Source organism: Phaeobacter sp. B1627 (assembly GCF_006265095.1).
Lineage (GTDB): Bacteria > Pseudomonadota > Alphaproteobacteria > Rhodobacterales > Rhodobacteraceae > Epibacterium.
In genome coordinates this window covers 439061-465747 of sequence record NZ_VCNK01000004.1, presented here as the reverse complement: position 1 = coordinate 465747, position 26687 = coordinate 439061, and the positions used below count along the sequence as shown (strand labels likewise).

Below are 26687 nucleotides of genomic sequence, written 5' to 3'. Positions count from 1 at the left end.
AAAAAATGCACCCCGGGTGATCCGGGATGCATCTCAGGGCTGTGACGAAACGTCACTTTATCGACCGGCAGAACCATCCGGCGCGCGCGCGCCGTCAGCCGTCCTTGCGGATCGCTTCGTTCTTCGGATCATAGGGGCTGTCGCAGGTCACGACCGCATCCCACAGCTTGTTCTGGATCCGCACCCGGAGCTTGGTGCCCTCGACGGCATGTTCGGGCGTGACATAGCCCATGCCGATCGATTTTCCGAAGGCCACCGAATAGCCGCCCGAGGTCAGGCGACCGATCCGGGTCTCGCCGTCCGCAGTATAGAGCGCCTCGCGGCCCCAGGGATCGGCATCCTCCGGCCCGTCGATCAGCACCGTGCAGCATTTGACGCGCAGGCCGGTTTCCTCAAGTTTGGCCTTGCCGTGGAACTCCTTGCTGAGATCGACGAACCGCGGCAGGTCGGCCTCCAGCGGGGTGGCATCGCGGCCCAGCTCATTGCCGAAGGCGCGATAGGATTTCTCCTGCCGCAGCCAGTTCTGGGCGCGGGCACCGACCAGCTTCATACCGTGTTTCTCGCCCGCTTTTTCCAGCAGATCAAAGAGGTAGTTCTGCATTTCCATCGGGTGATGCAATTCCCAGCCCAGCTCGCCCGTATAGGCGACGCGGATCGCGTTGACCGGACACATGCCGAGTTCGATCTGGCGCGCCGACAGCCACGGGAAGCGTTTGTTCGACAGTGCGGTCTCGGGGTCGGCGTCCTTGATCACCTCTTTCAGAACATCGCGCGATTTTGGACCCGCAATGGCAAAAACGCCCCATTGGGTGGTCACGTCCTGCAGCTCGATCCGGCCGAACTCGGCCTCTTTGTCCTCGATCGCCTTTTTCAGGTAGTCGGCGTCATATTCGCTCCAGGCGCCGGCCGAGACGAGGTAGTATTCGTCCTCCTTCAGGCGCACGATGGTATATTCGGTGCGGGTGGTGCCATGCGCCGTCAGCGCATAGGTCAGGTTGATCCGACCCACCCGGGGCAGCTTGTTGCAGGTGAACCAATCGAGGAATGCCGTGGCGCCTGCGCCTTTGACGATATGTTTGGTGAAGGCGGTGGCATCCACCAGCCCGACGCCCTCGCGGATCGCGCGGGCCTCTTCGACGGCGTATTTCCACCAGCCGCCACGGCGGAAAGAGCGCGCGTCATGGTCAAAGTGTTCCGGCGCATCAACAGGCCCGTAGTAGTTCGGACGTTCCCAGCCGTTGACCCAGCCGAATTGCGCCCCACGCGCCGCCTGACGGTCAAACGCGGGCGAGGTCCGCAGCGGCCGGGCCGCCGGGCGTTCTTCGTCCGGGTGGTGCAGGACATAGACGTGATCGTAGCATTCTTCGTTCTTGCGCGCCGCGAATTCCGTGGTCATCCAGCTGGAGGAATAGCGCTTCGGATCGAGCGAGGCCATGTCGATCTCGGCTTCGCCTTCGACCATCATCTGCGCCAGATAATAGCCGGTGCCGCCTGCGGCCGTGATCCCGAAGGAAAACCCTTCGGCCAGCCACATGTTGCGCAGCCCCGGCGCCGGGCCGACCAGCGGGTTGCCGTCGGGCGTGTAGCAGATCGGGCCGTTGAAATCGTCCTTCAGTCCGCTCTCCTCGCAGGAAGGCATCCGGTGGATCATGGCCATATATTGCTCCTCGATCCGCTCCAGATCGAGGGGGAACAGGTCGGCGCGGAAGCTGTCGGGCACGCCATATTCAAAGCAGGCTGGCGCGTTTTTCTCGTAGACACCGAGAATCCAGCCACCGCGTTCCTCGCGCACATAGGACTGCGAATCCGCGTCGCGGATCACCGGATGCTCGGGTTTGCCTTCGTCGCGGTACTGCTGCAACGCCGGGTCCACATCGGTGACGATGAACTGATGCTCGACCGGGATCGCGGGCATCTTGATGCCGAGCATCCGGGCCGTGCGCTGCGCGTGGTTGCCGGAGGCGGTGACCACATGTTCGGCGGTGATCACGATCTGCTCGTCCGAGGCCACGAGGTTGCCGCCCTTTTCCACCATCTTGGTGCAGGTGACCTCCCAATGGGTGCCGGTCCAGTGGAACCCGTCCGCCTGCCATTTGCGTTCGATCACCGCGCCGTGCTGACGGGCGCCCTTGGCCATGGCCTGGGTCACATCGGCGGGATTGATATAGCCATCCGTGTGGTGATAGAGCGCCCCCTTGAGGTCGGAGGTATTGATCAGCGGCCAGCGCGCCTTGATCTCGTCCGGGGTCAGCCACTGATAGGGCACGCCACAGGTTTCCGCCGTCGAGGCATAGAGCATATATTCGTCCATGCGCGCGTCGGTCTGCGCCATCCGCAGGTTGCCCACCACCGCAAAGCCCGCGTTGAGGCCGGTTTCCGCCTCCAGCGTCTTGTAGAAATCCACCGAGTATTTGTGGATATGGGTGGTCGCATAGGACATGTTGAAGAGCGGCAGCAGGCCGGCCGCATGCCAGGTGGACCCGGAGGTCAGCTCGTCACGCTCAATCAGCATAACGTCGTCCCAACCGGCTTTGGCCAGATGATATGCGATCGAAGTTCCGATGGCACCGCCACCGACGATCAACGCTTTGACTTGGGTTTTCATAAGCCCGCTCTCCGAGATCACTGATTCACGTTTGAATTGGTTATGACCGAGACTGCGACAAGACGCGAAAGCAGGCCGACCCAAAAAATGACAAAACCGACTTCGCGGCGGGTTTCGTCAGGTTTCCGGAGCGTTTTCAGGCTGTTTTCAGAGTAGCTCGGGCGTGTTTCAGCCCCGTTTCCAGTGCGCTTCCAGCCCCTTCCCCGTACGTTCCCAGGGCGTTTCCACGGCGTTTCCAGCGCATTCCAGGGCGTTTCCGGGGGGGGGGGGGCTCAGGCTTCAAAAGGCCGGGCGTCGATGCCGAGGCTGCTCAGCAACTCAGCACGTTGTTGCGGCGGACGCAGGGCGTCTGGCGTGGCGCGCTTTCATCTGCCATCGCATTCGCCGCCGCACCGGCCGGACCCGCGTCTGCGCGGCCAGACGCAGCACCAAAGGGGGCAGATCCAGTCGCGGCAGGATCTTGCAACGCCACGATGTCCTGATCCCCGGGAGGCAATCCCAGCAGGCTGGCCCGGGCCGCCGCCAGCCCCCGCGCGGCCACCAGCGCCAGATCCAGAGGGGTGGTCATCTCAGGCGCGGGCACCGTCACCTGCAGGCCGCCCCCGGCCTCCGGCACCACCAGAAGCCGGTCCTGTCCGCGCAGCCTGCGCTGGACGGTGCCGAGATAGGCTTGCGGTGTGTAATCACGCAGGGCTGCGCCAGCTTCCCGAGCCTGCATGTCATAGTCGACACCGATCACAAGGGCGCCACAGACCAACACAAAACTATAGAGCCGGATCAGCCCCAGAAACCGCCTTATCAAGAACATCTGCCCGCCCGGCTCCTTTTGCCATCGTTGCGCCATCGCACCGGCCGAGGCTGCGCAGCCCATCGGGCAGAACTATGACCCTGCGGCGGCAAGCTCCGGGCAGGGGGCGGCGCGGGAGCGAGGACGGGGGGGGTGGGAGGACGGGCGGGCTGGAAGACGAGCGCGGGCGGCCCGGGCTCCGCTACAGGATCTTGCCGGGGTTGAGGATATTGTCCGGGTCCAGCGCCGCCTTGACCGCAGCCATGAACCGTGTGGTCTCGCCCAATTCCCGCTGCAGATAGGGTCGCTTGCCCTGCCCTATGCCGTGTTCGCCGGTGCAGGTGCCCTCCATCGAGATCGCCAGATCGTTGAGCCAGCCGATGAATTCGTCTGCCTTGGCGCGTTCCTCGTGGCTGTCCATGTCGATCAGCAGCAGCGCGTGGAAGTTGCCGTCCCCCACATGTCCGACCACCGGTGCCATCAGGCCCATCTCTTCGGCCCGGGCGCGGGCGGCCGACACACACTCCGCCAGCCGGGAGATCGGCACGCAGACATCGGTCGAGATCCCCTTGGCCCCCGGCCGCAACCCAAGGCAAGCCCAGTACATATCGTGGCGCGCCTGCCAGAGCTTGTTGCGTTCCTCGGCCGTGGAGGTCGCCGCAATGTCGAAGCCGCCGAATTCCTCGGCGATCTGCGCGAAGGTTTCCGCCTGTTCCACCACAGCAGCCTCGGAGCCGTGGAACTCCAGCAGCAGCAGCGGCACCTCGGGCAGCTCCAGGCCGGAATGCTGATTGGCCGCGCGCACGCTCAATTCGTCCAGCAGTTCGATCCGGGCGACCGGAATGCCGTATTGAATGGTCATCATCACTGCGCGACAGGCCTCGTCGACGCTGCGGAAAGAGCAGCGGGCCGAGCGGATCGCCTCCGGGATGCCCTGCAGCCGCAGGGTGATTTCGGTGATCAGCCCCAGCGTGCCTTCGGACCCCACCAAGAGCCGGGTCATGTCATAGCCCGCCGAGGATTTCTTGGCCCGCGATGCGGTGCGGATCACGGTGCCATCGGCCATCACCGCCTCAAGGCTCAGGACCGCATCCTTCATGGTGCCATAGCGGACCGCATTGGTCCCCGAGGCGCGAGTCGCCACCATGCCGCCGAGCGATGCGTTGGCGCCAGGGTCAATGGGAAAGAACAGCCCCTGATCGCGCAGATAGGTGTTGAGCTGCTCGCGCGTCACGCCCGGCTGCACCACCACGTCCAGGTCCTCCTGATGCAGCTCCAGAATGGCGTCCATCCGCATCATGTCGACGCAGATGCCACCTGCGGGCGCGTTCACATGCCCCTCAAGCGAGGTCCCGGTGCCGAAAGGAATGACCGGCACCCCGAACTCCGCGCAGATCTTGACGATATCGGCCACCTCCTCGGTGGAGGTGGGAAAGACAACCGCGTCGGGCGCCTGTGTCTCGATCCAGGTGGTGGTATGACCATGTTGCTCACGCAGGGACTGCCCGGTCTGTAGCCGATCTGCGAACTGCTCGGCCAGCCGCGCAACGGCTGCTGTGATTCCAGTTTCGTTGCGAGGCATGGTTGTTGCCTGAACCATAGTTGTCTCTCTCCCATGATACACGCCGGGGGCAGGCAAATCATTTGCCTTGTTAACGGCTGAGTGCGCCGCACCCTAGGCCCCGGCTGCCCGAATCGCAAGACCGCCAGACCGAGACCGGCACAGCAAGACCGGCAAACCAACATCCCAGACGCTGTCAGCCGGCAACCTCGGTCAGACGCCCGGCGGATGGGTGTCGCCCCCTCGCACCGCGTCGCCTTCGGGTCACTCGCCGAGCGCGATACCCTCGCGGCGCGGATCCGCGCCCCCTTTCAGGGTCTCACCGATCTCTATCGCGTGCAGCCCGGAATTGAGATCCCGCACATTCACCTCATAGCCCATCGCACTGAGGTCCTCGGCGAGCGCTTCGGCCTCGGTCCCCGCCTCAAGATCGTAGGTGCCGAACCGGTTCACCGCATGGGGCAGCGACAGCGCCGCCTGCACGTTCATCCCCCAATCCGCCCAGGCAACAATGGCCGTCGCCACATAGCCGATGATCCGGCTCCCCCCCGGCGAGCCGATAGCGAGCACCGGCGCTCCGTCCTGCATGACAATGGTCGGAGACATCGACGACCGCGGCCGCTTCCCGGGCTCCAGCCGGTTGGCGATCGGCACGCCGTCCGCATGGCTGCGAAACGAGAAATCCGTCAGCTCATTGTTCAGCAGGAAGCCGTTGGTCATCAGCCGCGAGCCAAAGCCGTTCTCGATCGTGGTGGTCATCGACAGCACATCCCCGTAGCGGTCAACGATGGAGATGTGGGAGGTGGAGGGGAATTCAATGCTCTCATCATCCGCCTGGATCAGCGCATGATCAAAGGTCGGAGTGCCCGGGGCGACCGCTTCGAGTGCCCCATCGCCCCGCAGCAGTTCGGCGCGCGCCGCCAGATATTCCGCATCGACCAGACCGGCGGTGGGCACCGGCACATAGTCGCTGTCGGCCATATAGCGCCCCCGGTCCGCAAAGGCGAGCCGCGAGGCGTCACCGATCAGCCGCCAGCTGGCCGGATTGTCCGCCCCCAGAGCCGCCAGATCATAGGAACCCAACATGCCGAGAATCTGCCCCACGGTGAGCGCACCCGAGGAGGGCGGCCCCATGCCGCAGGCCTCGAAGTCACGGTAGCTGGCGCAGACCGCCGGCCGCTCCTTGACCTGATAGAGCGCCAGATCCATCGCCGACAGAACCCCGGGATTGCCCGGCGCCGATTGCACCGTGCGCACGATATCGGCGGCGATGGGTCCGGAATAGACCGCGTCCGCCCCCTCCTCCACCATGGCGCGCAGCACCTTGGCATAGGCTGCGTTGGTGATCACATCGCCCGGCTCAAGGGGCTGACCCTCCGGCAGGAAATAGGCCGCCGTGGCCGGGAACCGCCCCAGACGCTCGGCGTCATTGGCGATGGATCCCGCCATCCGGGGCGACACCGCAAACCCGGTCTCGGCCAGAGTGATCGCATCGGTGAACAGCGTACCCCAATTCGCGCGCCCCCATTTGCGATGGGCCGCCTCCAGCAGCGCCGGGGTGCCGGGGGTGCCGACAGACAGGCCGCCGACCACCGCATCAAAGAACCCCAGAGGTGCGCCCTCCTCGTCCTGAAACAGCCGTGGGGTCGCCGCCAGCGGCGCGGTCTCCCTGCCGTCCAGCGTCGTCAGCGCACCGGTCGCGGCCTCGTAATAGACCAGAAAGGCGCCACCGCCGAGGCCGGAGGATTGCGGCTCCACCAGACCGAGCACCGTCTGCACCGCGATCATCGCATCGGCTGCGGAGCCTCCGGCGCGCAACACCCGCGCGCCCGCCTCGACGGCGAGAGGGTTGGCGGCGGCAACCATCCAGTCCTCGGCCTCGACCGGAATGCCCTGATCCCGGGCCGCCATCGCCGCAGCAGCCGCCCCGGACAGGGCAAGGCCTGCCGGCGCGATCCCGGTTTCCGGCGCCACCGCATCGGCAACCTGTTGCGCACCCGCTGTGCCGCCCAGACTGGCAAGGGCCACAAGGGCAGCCCCGCCCCACAGAAATGATCTCATGTTATCCTCCCTATCTGACCGGTCTGTCCACAGCGCGGCTCCACCGCCGCTGCCCGCCAGCCTGTTTGTCACCACACCGGCCTGCCAGCCGAGCCCCCGCCCGACCGAATGCTGGCCCGATCAATGCTGGCCTGACCGAATGCTGGCCTGTCCAGATGCCTTCCTGACCGGCCAGCGGAGCGATCCCGAGCCCCTAGAGCATCGAGGGCACCACCTGATCCGGCGGCCGGTGCCCGTCTTCGAACGTCTTGATATTCAACAACACTTTCTCGCCCATCTCGATCCGCCCCTCCAGCGTTGCGGAGCCCATATGGGGCAGCAGCACCACATTGGCCAATTCACGCAGGCGCGGGTTGATGGTGGTGCCATGCTCATAGACATCAAGCCCGGCCCCGGCGATTTCCCCGGCCCGCAGCCCGCGCGTCAGGGCGTTCTCGTCGATCACTTCGCCGCGGGAGGTATTGACGATCACCGCCTCGGGTTTCAACAGCTTGAGCCGACGGGCATTCATCAAATGGAAGGTCGAGGGCGTCGAGGGGCAATGCACCGAGATCACATCCATCCGCGCCACCATCTGATCGAGACTCTCCCACCAGGTGGCCTCCAGCGCCTCTTCGACCTCGGGCCGCAGGCGACGGCGGTTGTTGTAATGGACCTGCATGCCAAAGGCGCGCGCCCGCCGGGCCACGGCCTGACCGATACGGCCCATGCCGAGAATACCAAGCCGCCGTCCCGCCAGACGCCCCCCCAGCAGGGCCGTGGGCGCCCAGCCGTCCCACTCGCCTTTTTGCATGACGGCCAGACCTTCGGGGATGCGGCGCACTACGGCCATGATCAGCGCCATGGTCATATCCGCCGTGTCATCGGTCAGAACGCCGGGCGTGTTCGACACCAGAATGCCGCGCTGACGGGCGGTGGCCACGTCGATATTGTCCACCCCCGCGCCATAATTGGCGATCAGCCGCAACTGCTCGCCGGCCTGGCCAAGCAGCGCCGCGTCGATCGTGTCGGTGACCGTGGGCACCAGCACATCGGCGTCCTTCATGGCGGCGGCGAGCTCGGCGCGGGTCATCGGTGTGTCATCGATGCGCAGACGCACGTCAAACAACTCGCTGAGGCGGGTTTCCACCGGCTCCGGCAACCGTCGCGTAACAACAACACTCAGGCGGTCTCTGGGCACTTGCCTACTCCCTCGGCTATGCAAATCTATCCGTTCCATGGCATCGTGTCGCAAGATAATTGCGGGCACAAGCACCCTTCCACCCCGGCAGCCGATGCGGTATTGGGATCTTCAGGATCAGAGGGCGTCGAAGTCATAAAAACAAGGTGTCCGTGACAAAAATGAGCAGACAGGCCGTGCAAAAAAGAACAGGTTCCCCCCGCCGCACCTGCGGTATCTCGCGCGCTGTCGCAGCCACCGCGCTGCTGCTGCTGAGTCTCGCGGTGTATCCGGGGGCCGGGGCGGCGGCGCAGGAGATGCCGGAGCAAAAACGCGGTCCGGTGACCAATCTGCCACTGCCCCGGTTTGTCTCGATGAAGGCCTCCGAAGGCAACGTCCGCCGTGGCCCTTCGCTCACGCACCGGATCGACTGGGTGTTCAAGCGACGCGGGATGCCCTTGGAAATCACCGCAGAATATGGCCATTGGCGCCGGGTCCGGGACCGCGATGGCGCAGGTGGCTGGGTGCACTATGCGCTGCTGAGCGGCATTCGCACCGTGCTGATCGAAGAGGACATGCTGCGCGTCCGCTCCCGCCCGGAAGAGACTGCCCCGGTGATGGCAGCCTTTGAGCTGGGCGTGGTCGCGCAATTGGGCGCCTGTGAGATCAACTGGTGCGAGGTCACCGCCGGCGGTCACCACGGCTGGGCACCCAAGGCAAAGCTCTGGGGGGTGGCGCCGGACGAGCTGCGCGAATGACACCACGCCCAGCACAGGGAAAGAACGGGGCCAGCACGGCGCCAGCACGGTACCAGGGCCACTCAGAGGCCGCCACAGTCTATAGCCTGACACGCAGGCCCGCGGGCCGCTGTGGCCGCCTGCAGCGTCCCGGCGTTCCGCGCGCGTCCCTTCGCCCCGGCCTCCAGCCCACTTCCCCTTCCGCTTTCCTATGCGCGCCTTTGGCACTCGACGAAGCGGAGGAAATCCGCTCAAGGATAGTCAAATCCTAAAAAACTTGCCGCGTCTGCCTGTGGAAAACCGACCGAGACAATTGCCTTGCGCAATCCGGTGGTCTAGGAGAAGCGTGTAAGCATCACACAGATCCGGGTTCAAGGCTCTCCTGCTCTCCCGGACCGGTGATCGGATGACGCAGCAGCCCATGCCGCAGAAACGACGCCGCAGACACGACGAAACACCAACTTCCGTATTCGCAGAAAGGTTGTGAAACATGGCAGAACATTCAACGCCGGACATTTTGTATACCATCGTAGACGAAGCGCCCGAGCTGGCCTCGGCATCCTTCCTGCCGATCATTCGCAAATTCGCCGAGGCCGCAGGCGTCTCCGTCGGCACCAAGGACATTTCTCTGGCGGCCCGTATCATTGCGACCTTCCCCGAGGCCCTGACAGAAGACCAGCGCCAAAGCGACGATCTGGCGGCATTGGGCGAATTGGTGAAGACCCCGGACGCCAATGTGATCAAACTGCCGAACGTCTCCGCATCGGTGCCGCAGCTGGTGGCCGCAGTGACCGAGCTGCAGGGTCAGGGATACGCTCTGCCCGACTACCCCGAAGCCCCGGCCACGGATGCGGAAAAGGAAATCCGCGCGCGCTACGACACGATCAAGGGCTCTGCGGTGAACCCGGTCCTGCGCGAAGGCAACTCCGACCGCCGCGCCGCCAAAGCGGTGAAGAACTATGCGCAGAACAATCCGCATTCGATGGGCAAATGGGCGGCCGACAGCAAGACCAAAGTCTCCAGCATGCCGGGCAACGATTTCTACGCCAACGAGAAATCCGCGACACTGACCGCTGCACAGGCCGGGGATGCCAAGATCGAATTCACCGGCAAAGACGGCGCGGTCACCGTGCTGAAAGAGGGCTGGCCCCTGACCGAGGGCACCGTCACCGACGCGACCTTCCTGTCGGTCAAGGCGCTCTCGGCCTTCCTTGAGGCCGCGATCGAGGACACCAAATCCGACGGCACCATGTTCTCGATCCACATGAAGGCCACGATGATGAAGGTCTCTGACCCGATCATTTTCGGCTATGCCGTCCGGGCCTGGCTGAAGCCGGTCTTTGAGAAATACGGGAGTGAACTCAAAGCTTTGGGCGTGAGCGCGAATTCCGGCATGGGCGACCTGCTGGAGCGCGTGAAGGACTCGCCCGAGATCCTTGCGGCCATCGATGCGGTCGCTGCCGAGCGCCCGGAAATGTATATGGTCGACAGCGACAAGGGCATCACCAACCTGCATGTGCCCTCGGATGTGATCATCGACGCCTCCATGCCTGCGGTGATCCGCGCCGGCGGCAAGGGCTGGGATTCCAAAGGCAACAAAGGGGACGTGAACTGCGTCATCCCCGACAACTGCTACGCCACCGTCTATGACGAGAGCATCAACTTCTTCAAAGCCAATGGCGCGCTGGATGTGACCACCGCGGGCTCTGTCGCCAACGTTGGCCTGATGGCCCAGAAGGCGGAAGAATACGGCTCGCACCCGACCACCTTCGAGGCCCCTGCCGACGGCACCATCCGCATCGTTCTGGCCAATGGCGAGACATTGCACTCCCACGAGGTCGAGGCCGGTGATATCTGGCGCGCCTGCACCGTCAAAAAGGCCCCGATCGAGAACTGGATCCAACTGGCTCTTGACCGTCAGCGCCTGACCGGCTCCGAGGCGATCTTCTGGCTGGACGCGAACCGCGCCCATGATGCCGAGCTGATCAAATACGTGAAACCGGCGCTGGAAGCCGCTGGTGTCGCTGACAAATTCCTGATCATGGCGCCGCGCGAAGCGACCCGTCAGAGCCTCGAGACGATCACCGCAGGCAAGGACAGTATCGCCATCACCGGCAATGTGCTGCGCGACTATCTGACCGACCTGTTCCCGATCCTCGAACTGGGCACCTCGGCCAAGATGCTGTCGATCGTGAAACTGATGAACGGCGGCGGCCTGTTTGAAACCGGTGCCGGTGGCTCCGCGCCCAAGCACGTGCAGCAGTTGGTCGAAGAAAACCACCTGCGTTGGGATTCCATGGGCGAATTCTGCGCTCTCGGCGAGAGCCTGAATTTCCTCGCGGATGTCAAAGGCAACGCCAAGGCGGGCGTGCTGGGTGCTGCGGCCGAAATCGCCACCCAAGGCATCCTCGACAACAACAAATCGCCTTCGCGCAAGGTCGGCGAGCCGGACAACCGCGACAGCCACTACTGGTTCGCCCGCTACTGGGCCGAAGCGCTCGCCGCCCAAAGCGACGACGCGGAACTGGCGGCGCATTTTGCGCCGATTGCCGCGGCTCTGGCCTCTGGCGAAGCTGCCATCCTGTCGGAACTGGCGGCGGCGCAGGGCAAAGCGGTCGATATCGGCGGCTACTACCACCCGTCGGTTGAAAAAAAGGCCGCAGTGATGCGGCCCTCTGCGACCCTCAACGGGATCATCGGCTGACGCCTCCGGTCACACCCGATTGAACGTCAGAAAAGCGCCCGGTTCCGCCGGGCGTTTTTTGTTTCTTTTTCGCACAAGACACAGGGCGAACAACACAGGGAGAAATCCGCCTGCCCTCCTGACCAAATGCACTGTTCAAGAAAACCGGATCATTTTCCGCCCCACCTTTGGGACCCAACGTCACATCCCCGTAAAAACCCGCCGTAAAGCGACCGTTAGCATATTTGAGAGAAACACTATGGCAGCTGCAAACCCAGGGGGAAAACCGTCATGCCAGCCGCCTTCTACGGATTGTCCATCAGATTTTACGCCATAGTCGCGTTGGCTCTGATCACGGCATCCTCTCTTACCGTCTACATGTTGAACAGTGCGACGACGCAAGCCTACAAGCAGCGCGACGAAGAAATGCACAAGATCGCCGACACATCGCTCAGCCTGCTGGATGATCTGAACGCCCGTGTCGAAGCGGGTGAGCTGACGCTGGCAGCTGCTCAGGCCGAAGGGCGCCGCCTGCTCGAGGTTATCCGGTTCTCGGGCAGCGGATACATGTTTGCCTTTGAACTCGATGGCACCATGCGGGCGCATCCGTTCAAACCGGAGTGGATCGGCGAAAATCAAATCGACGTCGAGGATGTCACCGGCATCAAAATCTTCCGGGAGTTCCTGAACGGCATCACCGAGACCGGTTTTTCCCGCATCACCTACTACTTTGACAACCCAAAGACCGAAGCCATCGAGCCCAAGATCGGCTATGCGCTGTATCACGAACCATGGGGTTGGGTCGTGGGCACCGGGTCCTATGTGGATGATATCGAAGACGCCCTTGGCACCCTGCGTCTCGCTGCCGCCATCGGCCTGGGCCTCGGAGTCGTCCTGATGCTGCTTGCCTCGACGTTGATCATCCACAACACCCTGCCGCCGCTGAACGCGCTGCAGGCCCGGATGACACGCATGTCCGAGGGCGACCTCGACAGCGAGGTCCCCAGCCTGAAAGACCGCAGCGAAGTCGGACGCATGGCGCTGGCTGTCGCGAATTTTCGCGACGGGCTTCAATTGCAGGCCGCAATGGAGCAGGAGGCCCGGGTCAAGGACGAGGAGCGCCAGCGCGTGGTTGCCATCCTCAGCCAGCGTCTGGCCGATTTCGCGGGCGGCGACCTCACCGTGCGGGTCGACGACGACATGCCGGAGGAGTTCCGCCAGATCAGCGAGGACTTCAACGCCACCGTGACCGAGATCGCCGGGCTGATGCGCAGGCTGATTTCGGGAGTCGGTCAGATCGAACGCGAAAGCAGCGCATTGGATGAGGCCTCCCGCGAATTGGGCATGCGCACCGAAACCCAGGCCGCGTCGCTGGAGCAAACCTCGGCGGCCCTGACGGAACTCTCGGCGTCGGTCAAAACTTCGGCCGACGAAAGCCACGCAGCCTCGGAGCGGGTGAAACAGGCCAGCGAGCACACCGAACACGGCGCGCAGGTGGTCAAACGCACCATTGCTGCAATGATGGAGATCGAAGAGAGCTCTCAGAAGATTTCCAGCATCACCACGCTGATCGATGATATCGCGTTCCAGACCAGCCTGCTGGCGCTGAATGCCGGGGTGGAGGCGGCACGTGCGGGCGAGGCGGGGCGCGGCTTTGCCGTGGTCGCAGGCGAAGTCCGCGCGTTGGCCGGGAAATCCTCGGACGCGGCGCGCGAGATTGCCGAGCTGATCACCAATGCCAGTCGCGAAGTAGAGACCGGCGTGGCCCTGGCCCGGGATTCCGGCACTGCATTGGACGAAATCAACGGACATATCGCGGCCATCAGCGATACCGTGACAGCCCTGGCCGAAGCCGCGCGCGAACAATCCACCGGCCTGTCTGAAATCACCTCCGCGGCGGATCAGCTGGATCAGGTGACGCAGCAGAACGCAGCGATGTTCGAGGAAACCTCGGCAACCACCCAGCGCCTGCGCAACGAAGCGGGCGTCCTGGCCCGCAACGCCCGTCAGTTCCAATTGGACAGCGGCGACACCGGCACGACCCGGCGCGCGTCCTGAACCGGGGCAGCGCTGATCATATCCACACCGTCCCGGCCGCCGCCCCTATGCGCGCGGCCGGCTGCGATCGGGGCAACCGGACAATCAGAGAAGAGCAGGCGGATCGGCGCTGGCCTCGCTGGCGTGGCCTGTCGTTTTCCGCGCTCCGCCTGCTTGACGCCCGACGGAAAAGTTCCGCAAATCCCAGCAGGCCGTTTGCATTCCACACCATGACCACAGCATGATCACGGACTGTCACGCGGCGCCCGGCACAAGAGGATACCGAATGCACACTCCGCGAAACATCCTGTTCGTGATCTTTGATCAACTGCGCGCGGATTGCGTGTCCGGCGCGCTGGCGCAGAGCGTCGCCCTGCCCAATATCCGCCAGTTCCGCAAGGAGGCCGTCTCCTTTGATCGCCATATGTCGGTCGTGACCCCCTGTGGCCCGTCGCGGACCTCTATTCTGACCGGGCAATATGCGATGAACCACCGCAGCGTCCGCAATGGCACGCCCCTGCGCCATGACACTCCCAACCTTGCGCGCGAACTGCGCAAAACCGGGCTGACGCCGCTGTTGTTCGGCTACACGGACACCACGCAGGACCCGCGCCAATTCCCAAGCGGCGACCCGGCGATGCACAGCTATGAGCATCCCATGGACGGTTTTTCCGAGGCCCTGGAAATGCGGTTCGAAGAATCCTACCCCTGGCGCGCCCACCTGAAATCCCGTGGCTATGCCTTTTCCGACTATGCCGATCTGTACCGGCCGGTCCCGCCCCGGGATCGCGCCCCGCGCCCCCGCGACCCCGCGCTCTACCGGGCGGAGGACAGCGATACGGCATTCCTGACCGATCGGGTTCTGGATCATCTGCCGGCGCTGGAGGGGCAGAGCTGGTGCGCCCATGTGACCTATATCCGCCCCCATCCGCCGCTGGTCGCGCCTGCGCCCTACAACGACATGTATAATCCGGCCAATCTGCCCGCCCCGGAAGCGCAGCCCACCCGCGCGGCAGAGGCCGCCCTTCATCCGTTCTGCGGTCCCGCAATGGCCGCGACACGGGCCCGCGACATGGTCGTCGGTCAGGACGCGACAGAGGCCGATGCCGCCACCGTGCAGGAGCTGCGCTCGGTCTACCTTGGCCTCGCGACCGAAGTGGATCACCACTTTGGCCGCCTGATCGCCTATCTGAAACAAAGCGGCCAGTATGAGAACACGCTGGTGGTGATGACCGCCGATCACGGCGAAATGCTCGGCGATCACCACATGTGGGGCAAGCAGACCTTCTACGACGCGGCCTACCACACCCCTCTCAGCATTCGCCTGCCGGGGAACGGGGCGCAGGCCGGGCTGGTGCGCCTTGAGCCGACGGAATCGGTCGACCTGATGCCCACGATCCTCGACTTCAACGAACAACCGGTGCCCAATGCCGTCGATGGACGCTCGCTGATGCCGTTGTTGCGCGGCGAGACCCCGGCCGACTGGCGGCGCTACAGCTTTTCGGAACTCGACTATGGCGACCCGGTCGCGCCGACCCCCTGGCAGCATGCGCTTGGCAGTGGCGCCAGCGACAGCAACCTCGCGATCCTCCGCGATGCCCGCTTCACGCTGGTCGTCTTTGCCAGCGACCTGCCACCGGTCCTGTTCGATCATGAGGGCGCCGGAGAGATGGAGAATGTGGCCGGCGACCCCGCCCGCGCGGGTGATCTGAACCGGATGATGCAGGCTATGCTGCGGCACCGGATGGGCAATATGAATCACCTGCTGTCCCTCGATGCAGTGACGCCAGAGGGGCCGAAACAGGCGCGCCGCCATCGCTGAGCACGCGCCCTGCCCTGCGGGATTGTGTTTATTTGTGGGTTTGATGAAAATTTAGAATGCTGTTTGTTTCCAGATAGATAACTGGCAATTTCGATAGGCTCACGCTTGGATTTTGGGCGGGATACGGTCGAAAACGGTCATCAGCCGAAAAATAATACACAAAACTGTCACGTCCTCGTGCACTTTTGTGGGGCAGGTAGAATCGCACAAAGGCCGCGCCCCATGGACGACAGCGACAAGATTCCGCATCGCGGCCATGAGGTCCTCGAGGTGCTGGCGCGTTTTGGCGGATCCGCACGCAATGCCCAGATCGCCCATGCCCTCGGGGTGTCGGAGGAGACCGTGCGCCGCCTCGTGCGCACGCTGGCGCAGGCGGGCAAGGTCGAACGGGTGCATGGCGGCACCTATCTGAGCCACCCGCAGGACGCGCCGATCTACTCCAGCGCGCTGGAGAAAAACGCCACCGCAAAATCAGACATCGCGCGCAAGGCTGCGGCTCTGATCGCCGACAAGATGACGGTTTTTCTCAATGTCGGCTCCACCACCACCTATGTTGCGGAACAACTGCGCCGCCTCAGTGGCCTGACGGTTGTCACCAATTCGATCCCCGCGATTGCGTCGCTGGCGGGCAACAACGGCAGCCGGGTGTTTCTGACCGGCGGCGAGGTGATGCGCGCCGAACGCGGCAGCTTTGGCCGCACCGCCGAGGCCCTGGCCCAGCAGTTTTCCTATGACGCGCTGATCGTCGGTGCAGATGGTGTGTCGCCGCAGCACGGCTTTGTCACCGGCAACGCGCTGGAGGCCGACCTCACCCGCGCCATTGCCGGACAGGCCGAGCGGGTCATCGTGGTCGCCGACCTGTCAAAGCTCAACAAACGGGCGCCTTTCGTGGCCTGCCCGCCGGCGCTGATCACCGATTTTGTCACCGAAAGAGATCCCGATCCCGCACTGGCCGATGCGCTGGCCCGCTGGGGGATCACAACTCATGCAGCCATCCCGGCAATGACTGAAGCGGAAGCTCGATAACGGGGTAGGCCTGTAAAGCCGGGCGATGTCGCCCAAACCAGTCTGATTGGTTCTGGAGGAACAGGAACTATGAAAAAGCTACTTCTCATGAGTGCAGCCGGGATGGCCCTTCCGGGTCTTGTCGCTGCAGCCTGCCCGGCCGTCACCGTGGCAGATCCGCAGGGCATCGCCGCCGGCGCCTATCCGCAGCAATATGATCTGGCCGCGTTTCAGGAGGCTGCCTCCTGCGAACTGAGCTTTGCGACCAACCCGGCGATGTCGGAGATGAACGCGCAGATCAAAGGCAACGGCGACCTCCCGGCGCTGGCCGAGCGCCTGCCGGCGGAGCCGCTGGTGGTCGCGCCCTACGATGAGATCGGCCAATACGGCGGCACCTTCGAGGCGCTGTCGAATGCCACCGAAAGCGGCACCTCGGACTTCCTGTCGGTCCGCCACGTCAACCTCGTGCGCTACTCCGATGACCTGCAGACGATCGTGCCGAACGTCGCCAAATCCTGGGAGTGGAACGATGATTTCACCCAGCTGACCGTGTCTCTGCGCAAGGGTCACAAATGGTCCGACGGCATGCCCTTCACCGCTGCGGATGTGGTGTTCTGGTACGACAATCTGATGATGGACACCAATGTCATCGCCGAAGCCAAGGGCTATGCTCTGGCCGGTGGCGAACCGATGGAGGTTGTGGCGCTGGATGAGACCACCGTTCAGTTCACCCTGAAGGCCCCCAAGCCCGGCCTGCTGGAGACCTTTGCCTCCTCCTATGTGCAGCCGTATCAGCCCAAACATTTCTTTGGCCAGTTCCACCCCGCCCTTGCTGCGGATGCGGATGAAAAGGCCCGCGCGCTTGGCTATGAAGGCGGCTATGACCTGATCAAGGCCTATTACGGCAACTCCGACTGGACCGACACACCCTCGCCGATGCTGACGGCCGGTGACAAGCTGGCGGGCCTGCCCAAGGCCACGACGCCCACCCTTGAAAGCCATATCCTGGTGGACGAAACCGCCGAGGGGCGCCATTTCGTCGCCAACCCCTATTTCTTCATGGTGGATACAGCAGGCAACCAGCTGCCCTATATCAGTGAGCTGAACGAGACCTACATTGGCGACGCCGAAGTGCGAAACCTGAAGATGATCAACGGCGAGGTCTCCTACAAGACGCAGGCGGTATCGCTGGACAACGCGCCGCTGCTGCTGGAGAATCAGGAAAAGGGCGGCTACACGATCGACATCAAGCCGACGATTTCCATGGTCACGCTGGCCTTCAATGTCACCCATGAGGACGACGCCAAACGGGATCTCTTCAACGACCTGAACTTCCGCACCGCCATGTCCGTCGCCATCAATCGCGCCGAGCTGAACGAGACGGTGTATTTCGGCATGGGCACGCCGCAGCAATATGTCGGCTTCTCGCCGCTTCCCGAATTCATCGACAGCAAATGGCAGTCCCATGCCGCCGAGTTCGATGCGGACAAGGCCAGGGCGCTGCTGGATGAAATCGGCGTCGTGGACCAGGATGGCGACGGCATGCGCGACCTGCCCAATGGCGAGCGTCTGGTGCTGAACTGGCAGTTCTCCACCCAGTCCACCGCCGCTTCCCTGGCCGAGCTGATCGCGCGGAACTGGACCGACATCGGCATCGAGACCCAGGCCAAGGAAGTCACCTCGGACGAGTATCGCTCGGCGCAATCGGCCAACCAGCTGGAGGTTCTGTCCTGGGGGATGGGGCAACCTGCGGGCACCATTCTGGGGGACAATCAAAACTGGGTGCCGCCCTATTCCGACTACTTCGGCATCCGTCCCGCGATGGGCTGGGCTGAATACATCAGCTCGGATGGCGCCGCCGGTATCGAGCCGCCGCAATGGGCGACCGAGGTCATGGACGCGCTGGCGATCTACCAGTCTTCGGTTCCCGGGTCTGACGCCTCCAATGCAGCCGCCGTGGAGATGGTCGAGAAGATGACCGGCAACCTGCTGCTGATCGGCACCGTGCTGGCGCCCGCCCCGGTCTATGTGGACGCCGACCTGAAGAACGTGCCGGAGTTCAGGACCTCCTCCTACGAATACTACCGTAGCTATCCCTATCGCGCCCATCAGTGGTTTCTGGCTGACTGAGCCTGCCCGATAGGAAATACTTCTGCATGCGGGCGCGAGGGCGCCCGCATGTCTTCGGTTGAAGACCCCGCCAAGTCGGCCTCAGGGAGCGCCAGGTCTGATGATCCAGTTTGCACGTTTCACCGCCACCCGCGCGATCATGGCGTTCATCACGCTGTTGATCGTGTCCTTTGTCGTTTTCACACTGATGGAACTGGTGCCCGGTGACTGCGCCGAGCGCTACATGGCCTACAAGAACACCCAAGGCGAAGCGATCACACTGGAGGCCATCGACGCCGAGCGCGCCCGGCTCGGGCTGGATCGGCCCTTCGTCACCCGCTGGACCAGCTGGCTGGGCGGCGCCTTTCGCGGTGATTTCGGCGACAGCTGCATCCTCAGGGTGAATATTGCCGATCTGCTGGGCGATAAATTCTGGTTTTCGCTGGCGATCTGTTTCGGGGCGCTCTGTCTGGCCTATGCCATTGCCGTGCCGGTGGGCATCCTGTCGGCGGCGTCGAACAATGCGCTCGCCAACAACAGCCTGCGCATCGTCAGCTACCTTGGCCTCGCCCTGCCGAACTTCCTGCTGGCGCTGATCATCATGCTGGTCTCGACCGTCTATTTCGGCGAGACCCTGACCGGCCTGCTGTCGCCGGAGTACAAAAACGCCGACTGGAGCTGGGCCAAACTGCTGGATCTGCTGAGCCACATCTGGCTGCCGATCTTCATCCTCGGCTGGTCCGCCACCGCCTTTGCGCTGCAGACGGTGCGGGCGCTGATGTCGGATGAGCTGGGCAAGCTCTATGTCACCGCCGCCGCCGCCCGCGGCATCACCGGACGCCGCCTGTTGTGGCGCTATCCGGCCCGGCACGCGCTGGGGCCGATCGTCAATTCGGTGGGGTTTGACCTCAATCGGATCTTCAACGAGCTGCCGATCGTGGCGGTGATCCTGACCCTGACCGATGCCGGGTCGCTGCTGCTGGATGCGCTGGCCCGGTCGAACGATCAGCAGCTGGCGGGGGCGATCATCTTCCTGCTGACCGCCACCATCGTGGCGCTGAATTTCGCCACCGATATCCTGCTCGCGGTCATCGATCCGCGCGTCCGCAAGTCCATCCTGAAATGAGGCCCGCATGACCGATCTGTCTCAGGACCCGCAAACCGCCGCCGATGAGGCCGCGCTGGATGCCAAGAAACAGGCCTATTTCACCGCCTCGCAGGGTCAGCTGATCTGGGCCCGGTTTCGCAGGCAACGCGCCGCGATGATCGCCGCGCGGGTGCTGCTGCTGTTGATCCTGTCGGGACTGTTTGCTCCCTTTCTGTCGCCCTATGATCCCACCGCCAAGGGCCGGGATGCCGACTATCTGAACGGCGCGCCGCAGATCCCGCAGTTCTGCGACAAAAACGGCTGCAGCTTGCGTCCCTTCATGCATCCGGTGACCCGCGAGCGGTCTCTGGCGACGAATTTCCGCTGGGTGGAAAAGATCAATGAGGACGAACGCCTGTATGTGCAGTTCTTCGTCAAGGGCGACAGCTACCGGCTGTTTGGGCTGATCCCGGGATCGCTGCATCTGTTTGGCATGGAGGAGGGCTATCTCCATCTCTTTGGCACCGATGCGGCAGGCAAGGACATCTTTTCGCGCACCCTGCATGCGGTCTGGACCTCGCTGCAGGTGGGGACAATGGGCGTGGTGATCTCCTTTGTGCTGGCGCTGGTGATCGGCGGCGTGTCGGGGTTCTACGGTGGCTGGCTCGACAGTGTGATCCAGATGGTGACGGATGCGATCCGCACCGTGCCCGCGATCCCGCTGTTCATGGCCATCGCGGCCTTCATCCCGGCGGAGTGGTCGGCCGAGATGCGGTTTTTCTTCATCTCGATGATCCTCGGTCTGATCGGCTGGCCGACCCTGGCACGCCGCATCCGCACCCATCTGCTGACCGAGCGCAATCAGGACTACGTGCTGGCGGCGCAACTGGCGGGCGCCTCTCCTGCCCATGTGATCCGTCGCCATTTGCTGCCCAGTTTCACCAGCTACATCATCGTCGATTTGGTGATCTCATTCCCCTATATGGTGCTGTCGGAAACCGCCCTCAGCTTCATCGGGCTGGGGCTCAAGGATCCGGTGAATTCGCTCGGGGTGATGCTGCAGAATGTCACCAAATCCGACGTGCTGCTGAACTATCAGTGGTATTTCATTCCGGTGCTGTTTTTCATCGCGCTGGTCATGGCCTTCGTCTTTGTCGGCGACGGGTTGCGCGACGCGGCAGACCCCTATTCGGAGACCCGGAAATGAGCCTCCTGAGTGTTGAGAACCTGACCCTGCAGTTCCGCACCGACGAGGGGCTGATCACCGCCGTCGATGACATTTCCTTCACGCTCGGGCGCGGCGAGGTGATGGGGCTGGTGGGCGAGAGCGGATCGGGCAAATCGGTCACCGCCAAGGCGCTGATGATGCTGAACGCCCCGAATGCCGTCTATGGCGCAGACAGCCGCATCACGCTGCATCTCGACGACGGTGACGTGGATGTGCTGGCGCTGCGGCGCGCCCGCGACATGCGGGTGGTGCGGGGCGGGGCGGTGTCGATGATCTTTCAGGAACCGATGGCCAGCTTTGCCCCCGCCCTGACCATCGGCAGCCAGATGGTGGAACAGTTGCAGGTCCATACCGACCTGTCCAAAGCCCAGGCCAGAGAGCTCTCGGTGGAGATGCTGAACCGGGTCGGCATTTCCGATGCCTCCACCCGGTTCAACCAATATGCGTTCGAGCTGTCGGGGGGGATGCGCCAGCGCGCGATGATCGCCATGGCCTTGTCGACCAGACCGCGGCTGCTGATCGCGGACGAGCCGACAACCGCGCTGGACGTGACCATTCAGGCACAGGTGATCCAGTTGATGCAGGAGCTGGTCAAGGACTTCGGCATGGGGATCATCTTCATCACCCATGACCTCGGGGTGGTGGCCCAGACGGCGGACAACGTGTCGGTGATGTATCTCGGACGGATGGTGGAGACAGGCCCCGTCCGCGAGGTCCTGCGCCGCCCGGCCCATCCCTATACGCAGGGGCTGCTGGACGCGCTGCCGAAACTCGACGATCTGGACGCGCCGCTCCGGCCGGTGCCGGGCGATATACCGTCGCCGCTGGAACGTCCGTCGGGCTGCGTGTTCCACACCCGCTGTGACAGGGCGCTGCCACAGACCTGCGCGACGACCGCACCGATTTGGACACAGACCGGACCAGAGCACCGCCTTGCCTGCCACCTCAGCGAAGGGGAGCACTGCGCATGAGCCCGCTTTCGGAGACATTGATCTCAACGACGGACCTGCAGGTGGGGTTTTCCATCCGCAAAGGCCCGTTTCAAAAGGACGTCCTGAAGGCCGTGGACGGGATCTCCATCGATATTCCCCGGGGCGCCTTCTTTGGCGTCGTCGGCGAAAGCGGCTCCGGCAAGACCACGCTCGGGCGGGCCTTGCTGCAGGCGGTTCCGGTGACCGGCGGCACGGCCAGCTATGACGATGGCGACAAACGCTTCGATCTCGGCACGCTCAGCGGCGCCGCGCTGAAGGACTATCGCCGCCGGGCGCAGCTGATTTTTCAGGACCCCTATGCGGCGCTCTCGCCCCGGATGACCGTGCGCGACATTATCGCCGAACCGCTGGAGGTCATGGGGCTGACCAGAACCCGCGAGGAAACCGACGCCCGCGTGCGCGAGGTGGCGGCGACCTGCCGGCTCAATCTTGAACATCTGCGCCGTTTCCCCCATGCGTTTTCCGGCGGTCAGCGGCAGCGGATTTCCATTGCGCGGGCGCTGGTCTGCGGCCCCAGATTCGTGGTCGCGGACGAGGCGGTGGCCGCTCTGGATGTGTCGATCCAGGCCGATATCCTGAACCTTCTGAAGGCGCTGCAGCGCGATCTCGGGATCACCTTCCTGTTCATCAGCCACGACCTCAGCGTGGTGGCCCATACCTGTGACCATGTGGCGGTGATGTATCTCGGGCGGATCGTCGAAAGCGCACCGACGCGGGCGTTGTTCCATGCCCCCCGCCACCCCTACACACAGGCGCTGTTTTCCGCGATCCCCTCGCTGGACCCCGACGACCGCGGCCGGGCGCAGGTCCTGAAGGGCGAGATCCCCTCCCCCACCAACCAGCCCTCGGGCTGTACCTTTCATCCCCGCTGCGCCTTTGCCAGCGACCTGTGCAGACGCGCGGCGCCCGAAGCAGAGAAAGACGCCAGCGGCCATATGGTCAGCTGCCATCATTGGCAGGATCTCCTGCGCACACCGGTCGAGGCTCCCACGGCCGCGCCGACGCAATGACGGCCCGTCTCAGCTGCTGCTGCGTGACTGCGCCTGTGCGGCAACCGTTGTCGCCACCAGCTCCTTGTAGAGCGCGCGAATGCGGGCGGTGAGCGGGCGCTCGCCAGAGCCAATCGCCTTGCCATCGATCGAGGCCACGGGCGTCTGCGCGCCGAAGGTGCCGGTCAGGAAGGCCTCGTCGGCGCCATAGGCCTCGTAGAGCGAATAGTTCTTTTCAAACACCGGGATATCATTGGCCCGGCACAGGTCGATCACGTTCTGCCGGGTGACCCCGTTCATGCAATAGTCCCCGGTCGAGGTCCAGACCTCGCCCCGGCGCACGATAAAGAAGTTGCAGGCGTTGGTGGTGTTCACGAACCCATGCGGGTCCAGCATCAGCCCTTCGTCGGCGCCGGCCTGTCCGGCCTGCAGACAGGCGATCACGCAGTTCAGCTTTGAATGGCTGTTGTATTTGGCGTCCTGGCTCATCGGCAGCCCCCGCACCTGTGGCACGGTGGCCAGCCTGATGCCGTGACTGGCGAGGCTCTCGGCCGGTCTGGAATGCTCGACGATGGCCACCACGGTCGGCCCCCAGCGCGACAGGCTCGGGTGTTGAAACGGCTTTGCCTTGCGGCCCCGGGTGATCATCAGCCGACAATGCGCATCGCCCGTCATCCCATTGGCCGCCGCCGTCTCATCAAGGATCCTGCGGATGTCCTCCGGCCCCATGTCAATCTCCAGCGAGACCGATTTCAGCGAATTGAACAGCCGGTCCATATGGGCGTCGAAAAACGCCCATTCGCCCTCATAGAGCCGCATCCCCTCCCACATGCCATCGCCCAGCATGAAGCCGGAATCATAGACCGATACAACCGCCTGGTCGCGCGGGACGATCTCTCCGTTCACATAGATCTTGATGTGGTCGTTGCGCTCGTCGGCTTCGGCGTCATGGGTGGAATGGGATGGGCTCTGGTCCGGTGTCATACGGTCTCTCGCGGGATGATGTCATTGCCCGAGACAGACCACGCGGCACGGCCCCTTGGCAAGGGCGCAGTCCCGCCCCCGCCCGGTCACGGGCCTCCCCCCCGGCCCTGCCGCCGCAGGTAGGGCCGCCTCAGGTGAAGCGGCCGCCTTTTTCGATGACTTCGATCTGGTAGCCATCGGGGTCGGCGGCAAAAAAGAACCGCGCCACGCGGTCCCCGGCCGGGCGAAAGTCGACGATATCGCGGGGCGCGCCGCCTGCCGCCTCGACCTGCGCATGCGCCGCCTCAAGATCCTCGACCACCACTGCAAGATGCCCGTATCCGTCGCCGAGGTCATAGGGCGTGGTGCGATCCTTGTTCACTGTCAGTTCCAGCTCGAAGCCGCCCTCGGGCGCGGTCATGTAGATCAGTGTGAACCCGTCGAAATCCAGCCGGTCGGCAACCACCAGCCCAAAGGCCGATTTGTAGAAGTCGACCGAGGTCGCCTCGTTGAGGACTCGGATCATGCTGTGGGCAAGCTTGGTCATCGGATGTTTCCTGCATTGCGTGTTCTGATGGGGACAGATCTGCAGGAAACGGCCGGTCGATTGCAAGCCCGAGCCGGTCAAACGCAAAGATGTGATTGAAAATGCTCTCTGATCGCGCGGCATGCCGCCACGCGGGGCACAGGCGCAGGACGGGCGCAGGACGACCACAGGACGGGCGCAGGATGTATGCCCCGGCACAGATCGATCTGCTCTGATCCGTGCCGGGGGTGGTCTTCAGTGTGAATACTTCTTGATCTCACCGCTCTCAAGGCGCGCCGAATAGGAGGCGAGTTCCTTGCGGACGATCTTCATCAGGAAGTACAGGCAGAAGATGTTCACCACCGCCATGGCAAAGATCGCCGCATCCGAGAAATCAATCACCGGACCGAGCGAGGCCGCCGCACCGATGACGACAAAGACGCAGAAGATCAGCTTGAACGTCATTTCCGACGTCTTGCCCTCGCCAAAGAGATAGGTCCACGCCTTGAGCCCGTAGTAGCTCCAGGAAATCATCGTGGAGAAGGCGAAGAGGACAACGGCAACGGCCAGAACATAGGGAAACCAGCTGATCCCGGAGGCGAAGGCGGCAGAGGTCAGGGCAACGCCTGAATTCCCGTCGACGGTGGCAATGGCGGTCCCCGCCTCATTGAGCATATAGCGCCCGGTCGCCTCGTCGACGATCAACTGCTGCGAGATGATGATGACCAGCGCCGTCATCGTACAGATCACCACGGTGTCGATCAGCGGTTCCAGCAGCGAGACGAAACCTTCTGTGATCGGCTCCTTGGTCTTCACCGCAGAGTGCGCGATGGCGGCAGAGCCGACCCCCGCCTCGTTGGAGAAGGCCGCCCGTTTGAAGCCCTGGATCAGGGCGCCGACCATGCCGCCTGCGACCCCGAGGCCGGTAAAGGCACCGGCAAAGATCTGACCAAAGGCCCAGCCGATCATGTTGAAATTGACCAGCAGGATGATCAGGGCCGCAACCACGTAGAGAATGCCCATGAACGGCACCACCTTTTCGGTGACATTGGCGATCGATTTGATCCCCCCGACGATCACCGCAAACACGACAACCGCAAAGATCAGCCCGGTGATCCATCCGGGATAATCCCCGACAATGCCGGAAATCTGCGCATGGGCCTGATTGGCCTGGAACATGTTTCCGCCGCCCAGCGCGCCGAGGATGCAGAAGATCGAAAATACAACCGCAAGGATTTTTCCGCCGGGCAGGCCCAGCTCGTTAAAACCTTTTGAAATGTAGTACATAGGGCCACCGGAAACGGTGCCGTCCTCATATTCGTTGCGGTATTTCACACCCAGCGTACATTCGGTGAATTTCGAGGCCATCCCCAAGAGCCCCGCAAGGATCATCCAGAATGTCGCACCCGGACCGCCAATTCCGACCGCAACCGCGACGCCCGCAATATTGCCAAGCCCAACGGTCCCGGACAGAGCCGTGGCCAGCGCCTGGAAATGGCTGACCTCGCCGGCATCATCCGGATCGGTGTACTCGCCTTTGACCAGCTGAATGGCATGTGCGAAATACCGCAGCTGAACAAACCCGAAGTATAATGTGAAAATGGTCGCCGCAATGACCAGCCACATGACAATCCAGGGGAAACTGGTGCCGGGAAATGGCGCGAAAATGAGGTTGACAAAGGGCCCCGTCGCGGTTGCGAAGGCCTGGTTGACTTTTTGATCGATGCTGAGGGCTTCCTGCGCGGCAACCGGAGCGGACATCGAGAGAAGGGCGGCTGAAATCAGCCACGTGTTTTGAAATCTGTTCATCACATGCTCCTATCCGACCACTGTGACCGGCACATCTGCGTGCATGACAAGGTTCTGCGTCGAGCTGCCGAACAGGCGTTTTGTAAACCCGTCGGACGAGGCGCGACCGACGACGATCTGCGTCGCACCGTTCTCATTGCTCAGCCTGTTCAGGGTCTCGGCCACATCGCCGTGCCGCACCAAACCCGTCGCGGCAAACCCTGCCTCCTTCAGTTTGGCGACAGCAGGATCCACGATCCGCGAGGTCGCCAGAGCGATCTCTTCTTCGCGCCGCTTGTGCCGTCGCTCGTTTTCTTCGGCAGTTTGGAAGGTAAACGGTGACCATTCGATCACATAGGCGACCAGCAATTCGCAGACATCCATGCGTGATGCCAGATCCTTGGCAAATGCCAACGCACGTTCACCTGTGTCTGTCCCGTCGAGGCCAATGACAATTTTAGCTGCCATTTCAATCTCCCTGTTGGTGTATATTTATTTTTAAAGGGTGAGTCTCTTGCGATAATTCGTCCAAGATTAAAGACCTGTCG

General features: G+C 63.3%; 19 protein-coding genes. 10 read left to right on the top strand and 9 right to left on the bottom strand.

Going from position 1 to position 26687, the window contains the following annotated elements; translation table 11 throughout:
- Positions 1–94: 94 nt before the first annotated feature.
- The 5 genes from FGE21_RS04445 to FGE21_RS04425 form a co-directional block, all read right to left on the bottom strand.
- On the bottom strand, positions 95–2605 hold the full coding sequence (locus FGE21_RS04445) for an FAD-dependent oxidoreductase (RefSeq protein WP_139661997.1): 2511 nt from the start codon (positions 2603–2605) through the stop codon (positions 95–97).
- Positions 2606–2915: 310 nt separating this feature from the next.
- Positions 2916–3413 (bottom strand): hypothetical protein, encoded by a 498-nt coding sequence (locus FGE21_RS04440; protein ID WP_139661995.1) that lies wholly within the window; start codon positions 3411–3413, stop codon positions 2916–2918.
- Between the two features lie 181 nt (positions 3414–3594).
- Complete coding sequence (locus FGE21_RS04435; RefSeq protein WP_139661993.1) at positions 3595–4992, bottom strand: FAD-binding oxidoreductase; 1398 nt, start codon at positions 4990–4992, stop codon at positions 3595–3597.
- A gap of 225 nt (positions 4993–5217) precedes the next feature.
- Positions 5218–7014 carry a gamma-glutamyltransferase gene (ggt, locus tag FGE21_RS04430; RefSeq protein WP_139661991.1) on the bottom strand — a complete coding sequence of 599 codons (1797 nt, stop codon included), beginning with the start codon at positions 7012–7014 and terminating at the stop codon, positions 5218–5220.
- A gap of 193 nt (positions 7015–7207) precedes the next feature.
- Positions 7208–8194 carry a D-glycerate dehydrogenase gene (locus tag FGE21_RS04425; RefSeq protein WP_139661990.1) on the bottom strand — a complete coding sequence of 329 codons (987 nt, stop codon included), beginning with the start codon at positions 8192–8194 and terminating at the stop codon, positions 7208–7210.
- Between the two features lie 296 nt (positions 8195–8490).
- Between FGE21_RS04425 and FGE21_RS04420 the strand changes: the two genes are divergently transcribed.
- From FGE21_RS04420 to FGE21_RS04375, 10 genes are all read left to right on the top strand, one after another.
- Positions 8491–8931 (top strand): SH3 domain-containing protein, encoded by a 441-nt coding sequence (locus FGE21_RS04420; RefSeq protein WP_255731358.1) that lies wholly within the window; start codon positions 8491–8493, stop codon positions 8929–8931.
- Positions 8932–9400: 469 nt separating this feature from the next.
- Positions 9401–11614, top strand: a complete 2214-nt coding sequence (locus tag FGE21_RS04415) for an NADP-dependent isocitrate dehydrogenase (RefSeq protein WP_139661986.1) — start codon at positions 9401–9403, stop codon at positions 11612–11614.
- 270 nt (positions 11615–11884) lie between these two features.
- Entirely contained in the window at positions 11885–13651 is a 1767-nt protein-coding gene (locus FGE21_RS04410; protein WP_139661985.1) for a methyl-accepting chemotaxis protein, read from the top strand.
- A gap of 265 nt (positions 13652–13916) precedes the next feature.
- The gene (locus FGE21_RS04405; RefSeq protein ID WP_139661983.1) at positions 13917–15452 is read left to right on the top strand and encodes a sulfatase-like hydrolase/transferase; all 1536 of its coding nucleotides are present in this window, start codon (positions 13917–13919) and stop codon (positions 15450–15452) included.
- Between the two features lie 222 nt (positions 15453–15674).
- Positions 15675–16478, top strand: coding sequence for a DeoR/GlpR family DNA-binding transcription regulator (locus tag FGE21_RS04400; protein WP_139661981.1), 804 nt, complete (start codon positions 15675–15677; stop codon positions 16476–16478).
- A gap of 69 nt (positions 16479–16547) precedes the next feature.
- Positions 16548–18587 carry an ABC transporter substrate-binding protein gene (locus FGE21_RS04395; RefSeq protein ID WP_139661979.1) on the top strand — a complete coding sequence of 680 codons (2040 nt, stop codon included), beginning with the start codon at positions 16548–16550 and terminating at the stop codon, positions 18585–18587.
- A 100-nt stretch (positions 18588–18687) separates the two neighbouring features.
- Positions 18688–19692 carry an ABC transporter permease gene (locus FGE21_RS04390; protein WP_139661978.1) on the top strand — a complete coding sequence of 335 codons (1005 nt, stop codon included), beginning with the start codon at positions 18688–18690 and terminating at the stop codon, positions 19690–19692.
- Between the two features lie 7 nt (positions 19693–19699).
- The gene (locus tag FGE21_RS04385) at positions 19700–20860 is read left to right on the top strand and encodes an ABC transporter permease (protein WP_139661976.1); all 1161 of its coding nucleotides are present in this window, start codon (positions 19700–19702) and stop codon (positions 20858–20860) included.
- Positions 20857–21852, top strand: coding sequence for an ABC transporter ATP-binding protein (locus FGE21_RS04380; protein WP_139661975.1), 996 nt, complete (start codon positions 20857–20859; stop codon positions 21850–21852). Before FGE21_RS04385 ends, FGE21_RS04380 begins: the two co-directional genes overlap by 4 nt.
- On the top strand, positions 21849–22883 hold the full coding sequence (locus tag FGE21_RS04375) for an ABC transporter ATP-binding protein (protein WP_139661974.1): 1035 nt from the start codon (positions 21849–21851) through the stop codon (positions 22881–22883). The genes FGE21_RS04380 and FGE21_RS04375 overlap by 4 nt, the downstream gene beginning before the upstream one ends.
- 9 nt (positions 22884–22892) lie before the next feature.
- Here the strand turns inward: FGE21_RS04375 and FGE21_RS04370 are convergent, their stop codons facing one another.
- From FGE21_RS04370 to FGE21_RS04355, 4 genes are all read right to left on the bottom strand, one after another.
- Positions 22893–23846, bottom strand: coding sequence for an aminotransferase class IV (locus FGE21_RS04370; protein ID WP_139661973.1), 954 nt, complete (start codon positions 23844–23846; stop codon positions 22893–22895).
- Between the two features lie 130 nt (positions 23847–23976).
- Entirely contained in the window at positions 23977–24372 is a 396-nt protein-coding gene (locus FGE21_RS04365) for a VOC family protein (protein ID WP_139661971.1), read from the bottom strand.
- Between the two features lie 234 nt (positions 24373–24606).
- Positions 24607–26160, bottom strand: a complete 1554-nt coding sequence (locus FGE21_RS04360) for a sodium:alanine symporter family protein (protein ID WP_139661969.1) — start codon at positions 26158–26160, stop codon at positions 24607–24609.
- A 9-nt stretch (positions 26161–26169) separates the two neighbouring features.
- Positions 26170–26607, bottom strand: a complete 438-nt coding sequence (locus FGE21_RS04355; RefSeq protein WP_139661967.1) for a universal stress protein — start codon at positions 26605–26607, stop codon at positions 26170–26172.
- Positions 26608–26687 lie beyond the last annotated feature (80 nt).

Coding starts and splice junctions, on each gene's coding strand:
- FGE21_RS04360 (WP_139661969.1), bottom strand. CDS start 26,160: ATGAACAGATTTCAAAACACGTGGCTGATTTCAGCCGCCCTTCTCTCG.
- FGE21_RS04400 (WP_139661981.1), top strand. CDS start 15,675: ATGGACGACAGCGACAAGATTCCGCATCGCGGCCATGAGGTCCTCGAG.
- FGE21_RS04445 (WP_139661997.1), bottom strand. CDS start 2,605: ATGAAAACCCAAGTCAAAGCGTTGATCGTCGGTGGCGGTGCCATCGGA.
- FGE21_RS04410 (WP_139661985.1), top strand. CDS start 11,885: ATGCCAGCCGCCTTCTACGGATTGTCCATCAGATTTTACGCCATAGTC.
- FGE21_RS04355 (WP_139661967.1), bottom strand. CDS start 26,607: ATGGCAGCTAAAATTGTCATTGGCCTCGACGGGACAGACACAGGTGAA.
- FGE21_RS04385 (WP_139661976.1), top strand. CDS start 19,700: ATGACCGATCTGTCTCAGGACCCGCAAACCGCCGCCGATGAGGCCGCG.
- FGE21_RS04390 (WP_139661978.1), top strand. CDS start 18,688: ATGATCCAGTTTGCACGTTTCACCGCCACCCGCGCGATCATGGCGTTC.
- FGE21_RS04440 (WP_139661995.1), bottom strand. CDS start 3,413: ATGTTCTTGATAAGGCGGTTTCTGGGGCTGATCCGGCTCTATAGTTTT.
- FGE21_RS04375 (WP_139661974.1), top strand. CDS start 21,849: ATGAGCCCGCTTTCGGAGACATTGATCTCAACGACGGACCTGCAGGTG.
- FGE21_RS04365 (WP_139661971.1), bottom strand. CDS start 24,372: ATGACCAAGCTTGCCCACAGCATGATCCGAGTCCTCAACGAGGCGACC.
- ggt (WP_139661991.1), bottom strand. CDS start 7,014: ATGAGATCATTTCTGTGGGGCGGGGCTGCCCTTGTGGCCCTTGCCAGT.
- FGE21_RS04435 (WP_139661993.1), bottom strand. CDS start 4,992: ATGGTTCAGGCAACAACCATGCCTCGCAACGAAACTGGAATCACAGCA.
- FGE21_RS04415 (WP_139661986.1), top strand. CDS start 9,401: ATGGCAGAACATTCAACGCCGGACATTTTGTATACCATCGTAGACGAA.
- FGE21_RS04370 (WP_139661973.1), bottom strand. CDS start 23,846: ATGACACCGGACCAGAGCCCATCCCATTCCACCCATGACGCCGAAGCC.
- FGE21_RS04420 (WP_255731358.1), top strand. CDS start 8,491: ATGCCGGAGCAAAAACGCGGTCCGGTGACCAATCTGCCACTGCCCCGG.
- FGE21_RS04395 (WP_139661979.1), top strand. CDS start 16,548: ATGAAAAAGCTACTTCTCATGAGTGCAGCCGGGATGGCCCTTCCGGGT.
- FGE21_RS04405 (WP_139661983.1), top strand. CDS start 13,917: ATGCACACTCCGCGAAACATCCTGTTCGTGATCTTTGATCAACTGCGC.
- FGE21_RS04380 (WP_139661975.1), top strand. CDS start 20,857: ATGAGCCTCCTGAGTGTTGAGAACCTGACCCTGCAGTTCCGCACCGAC.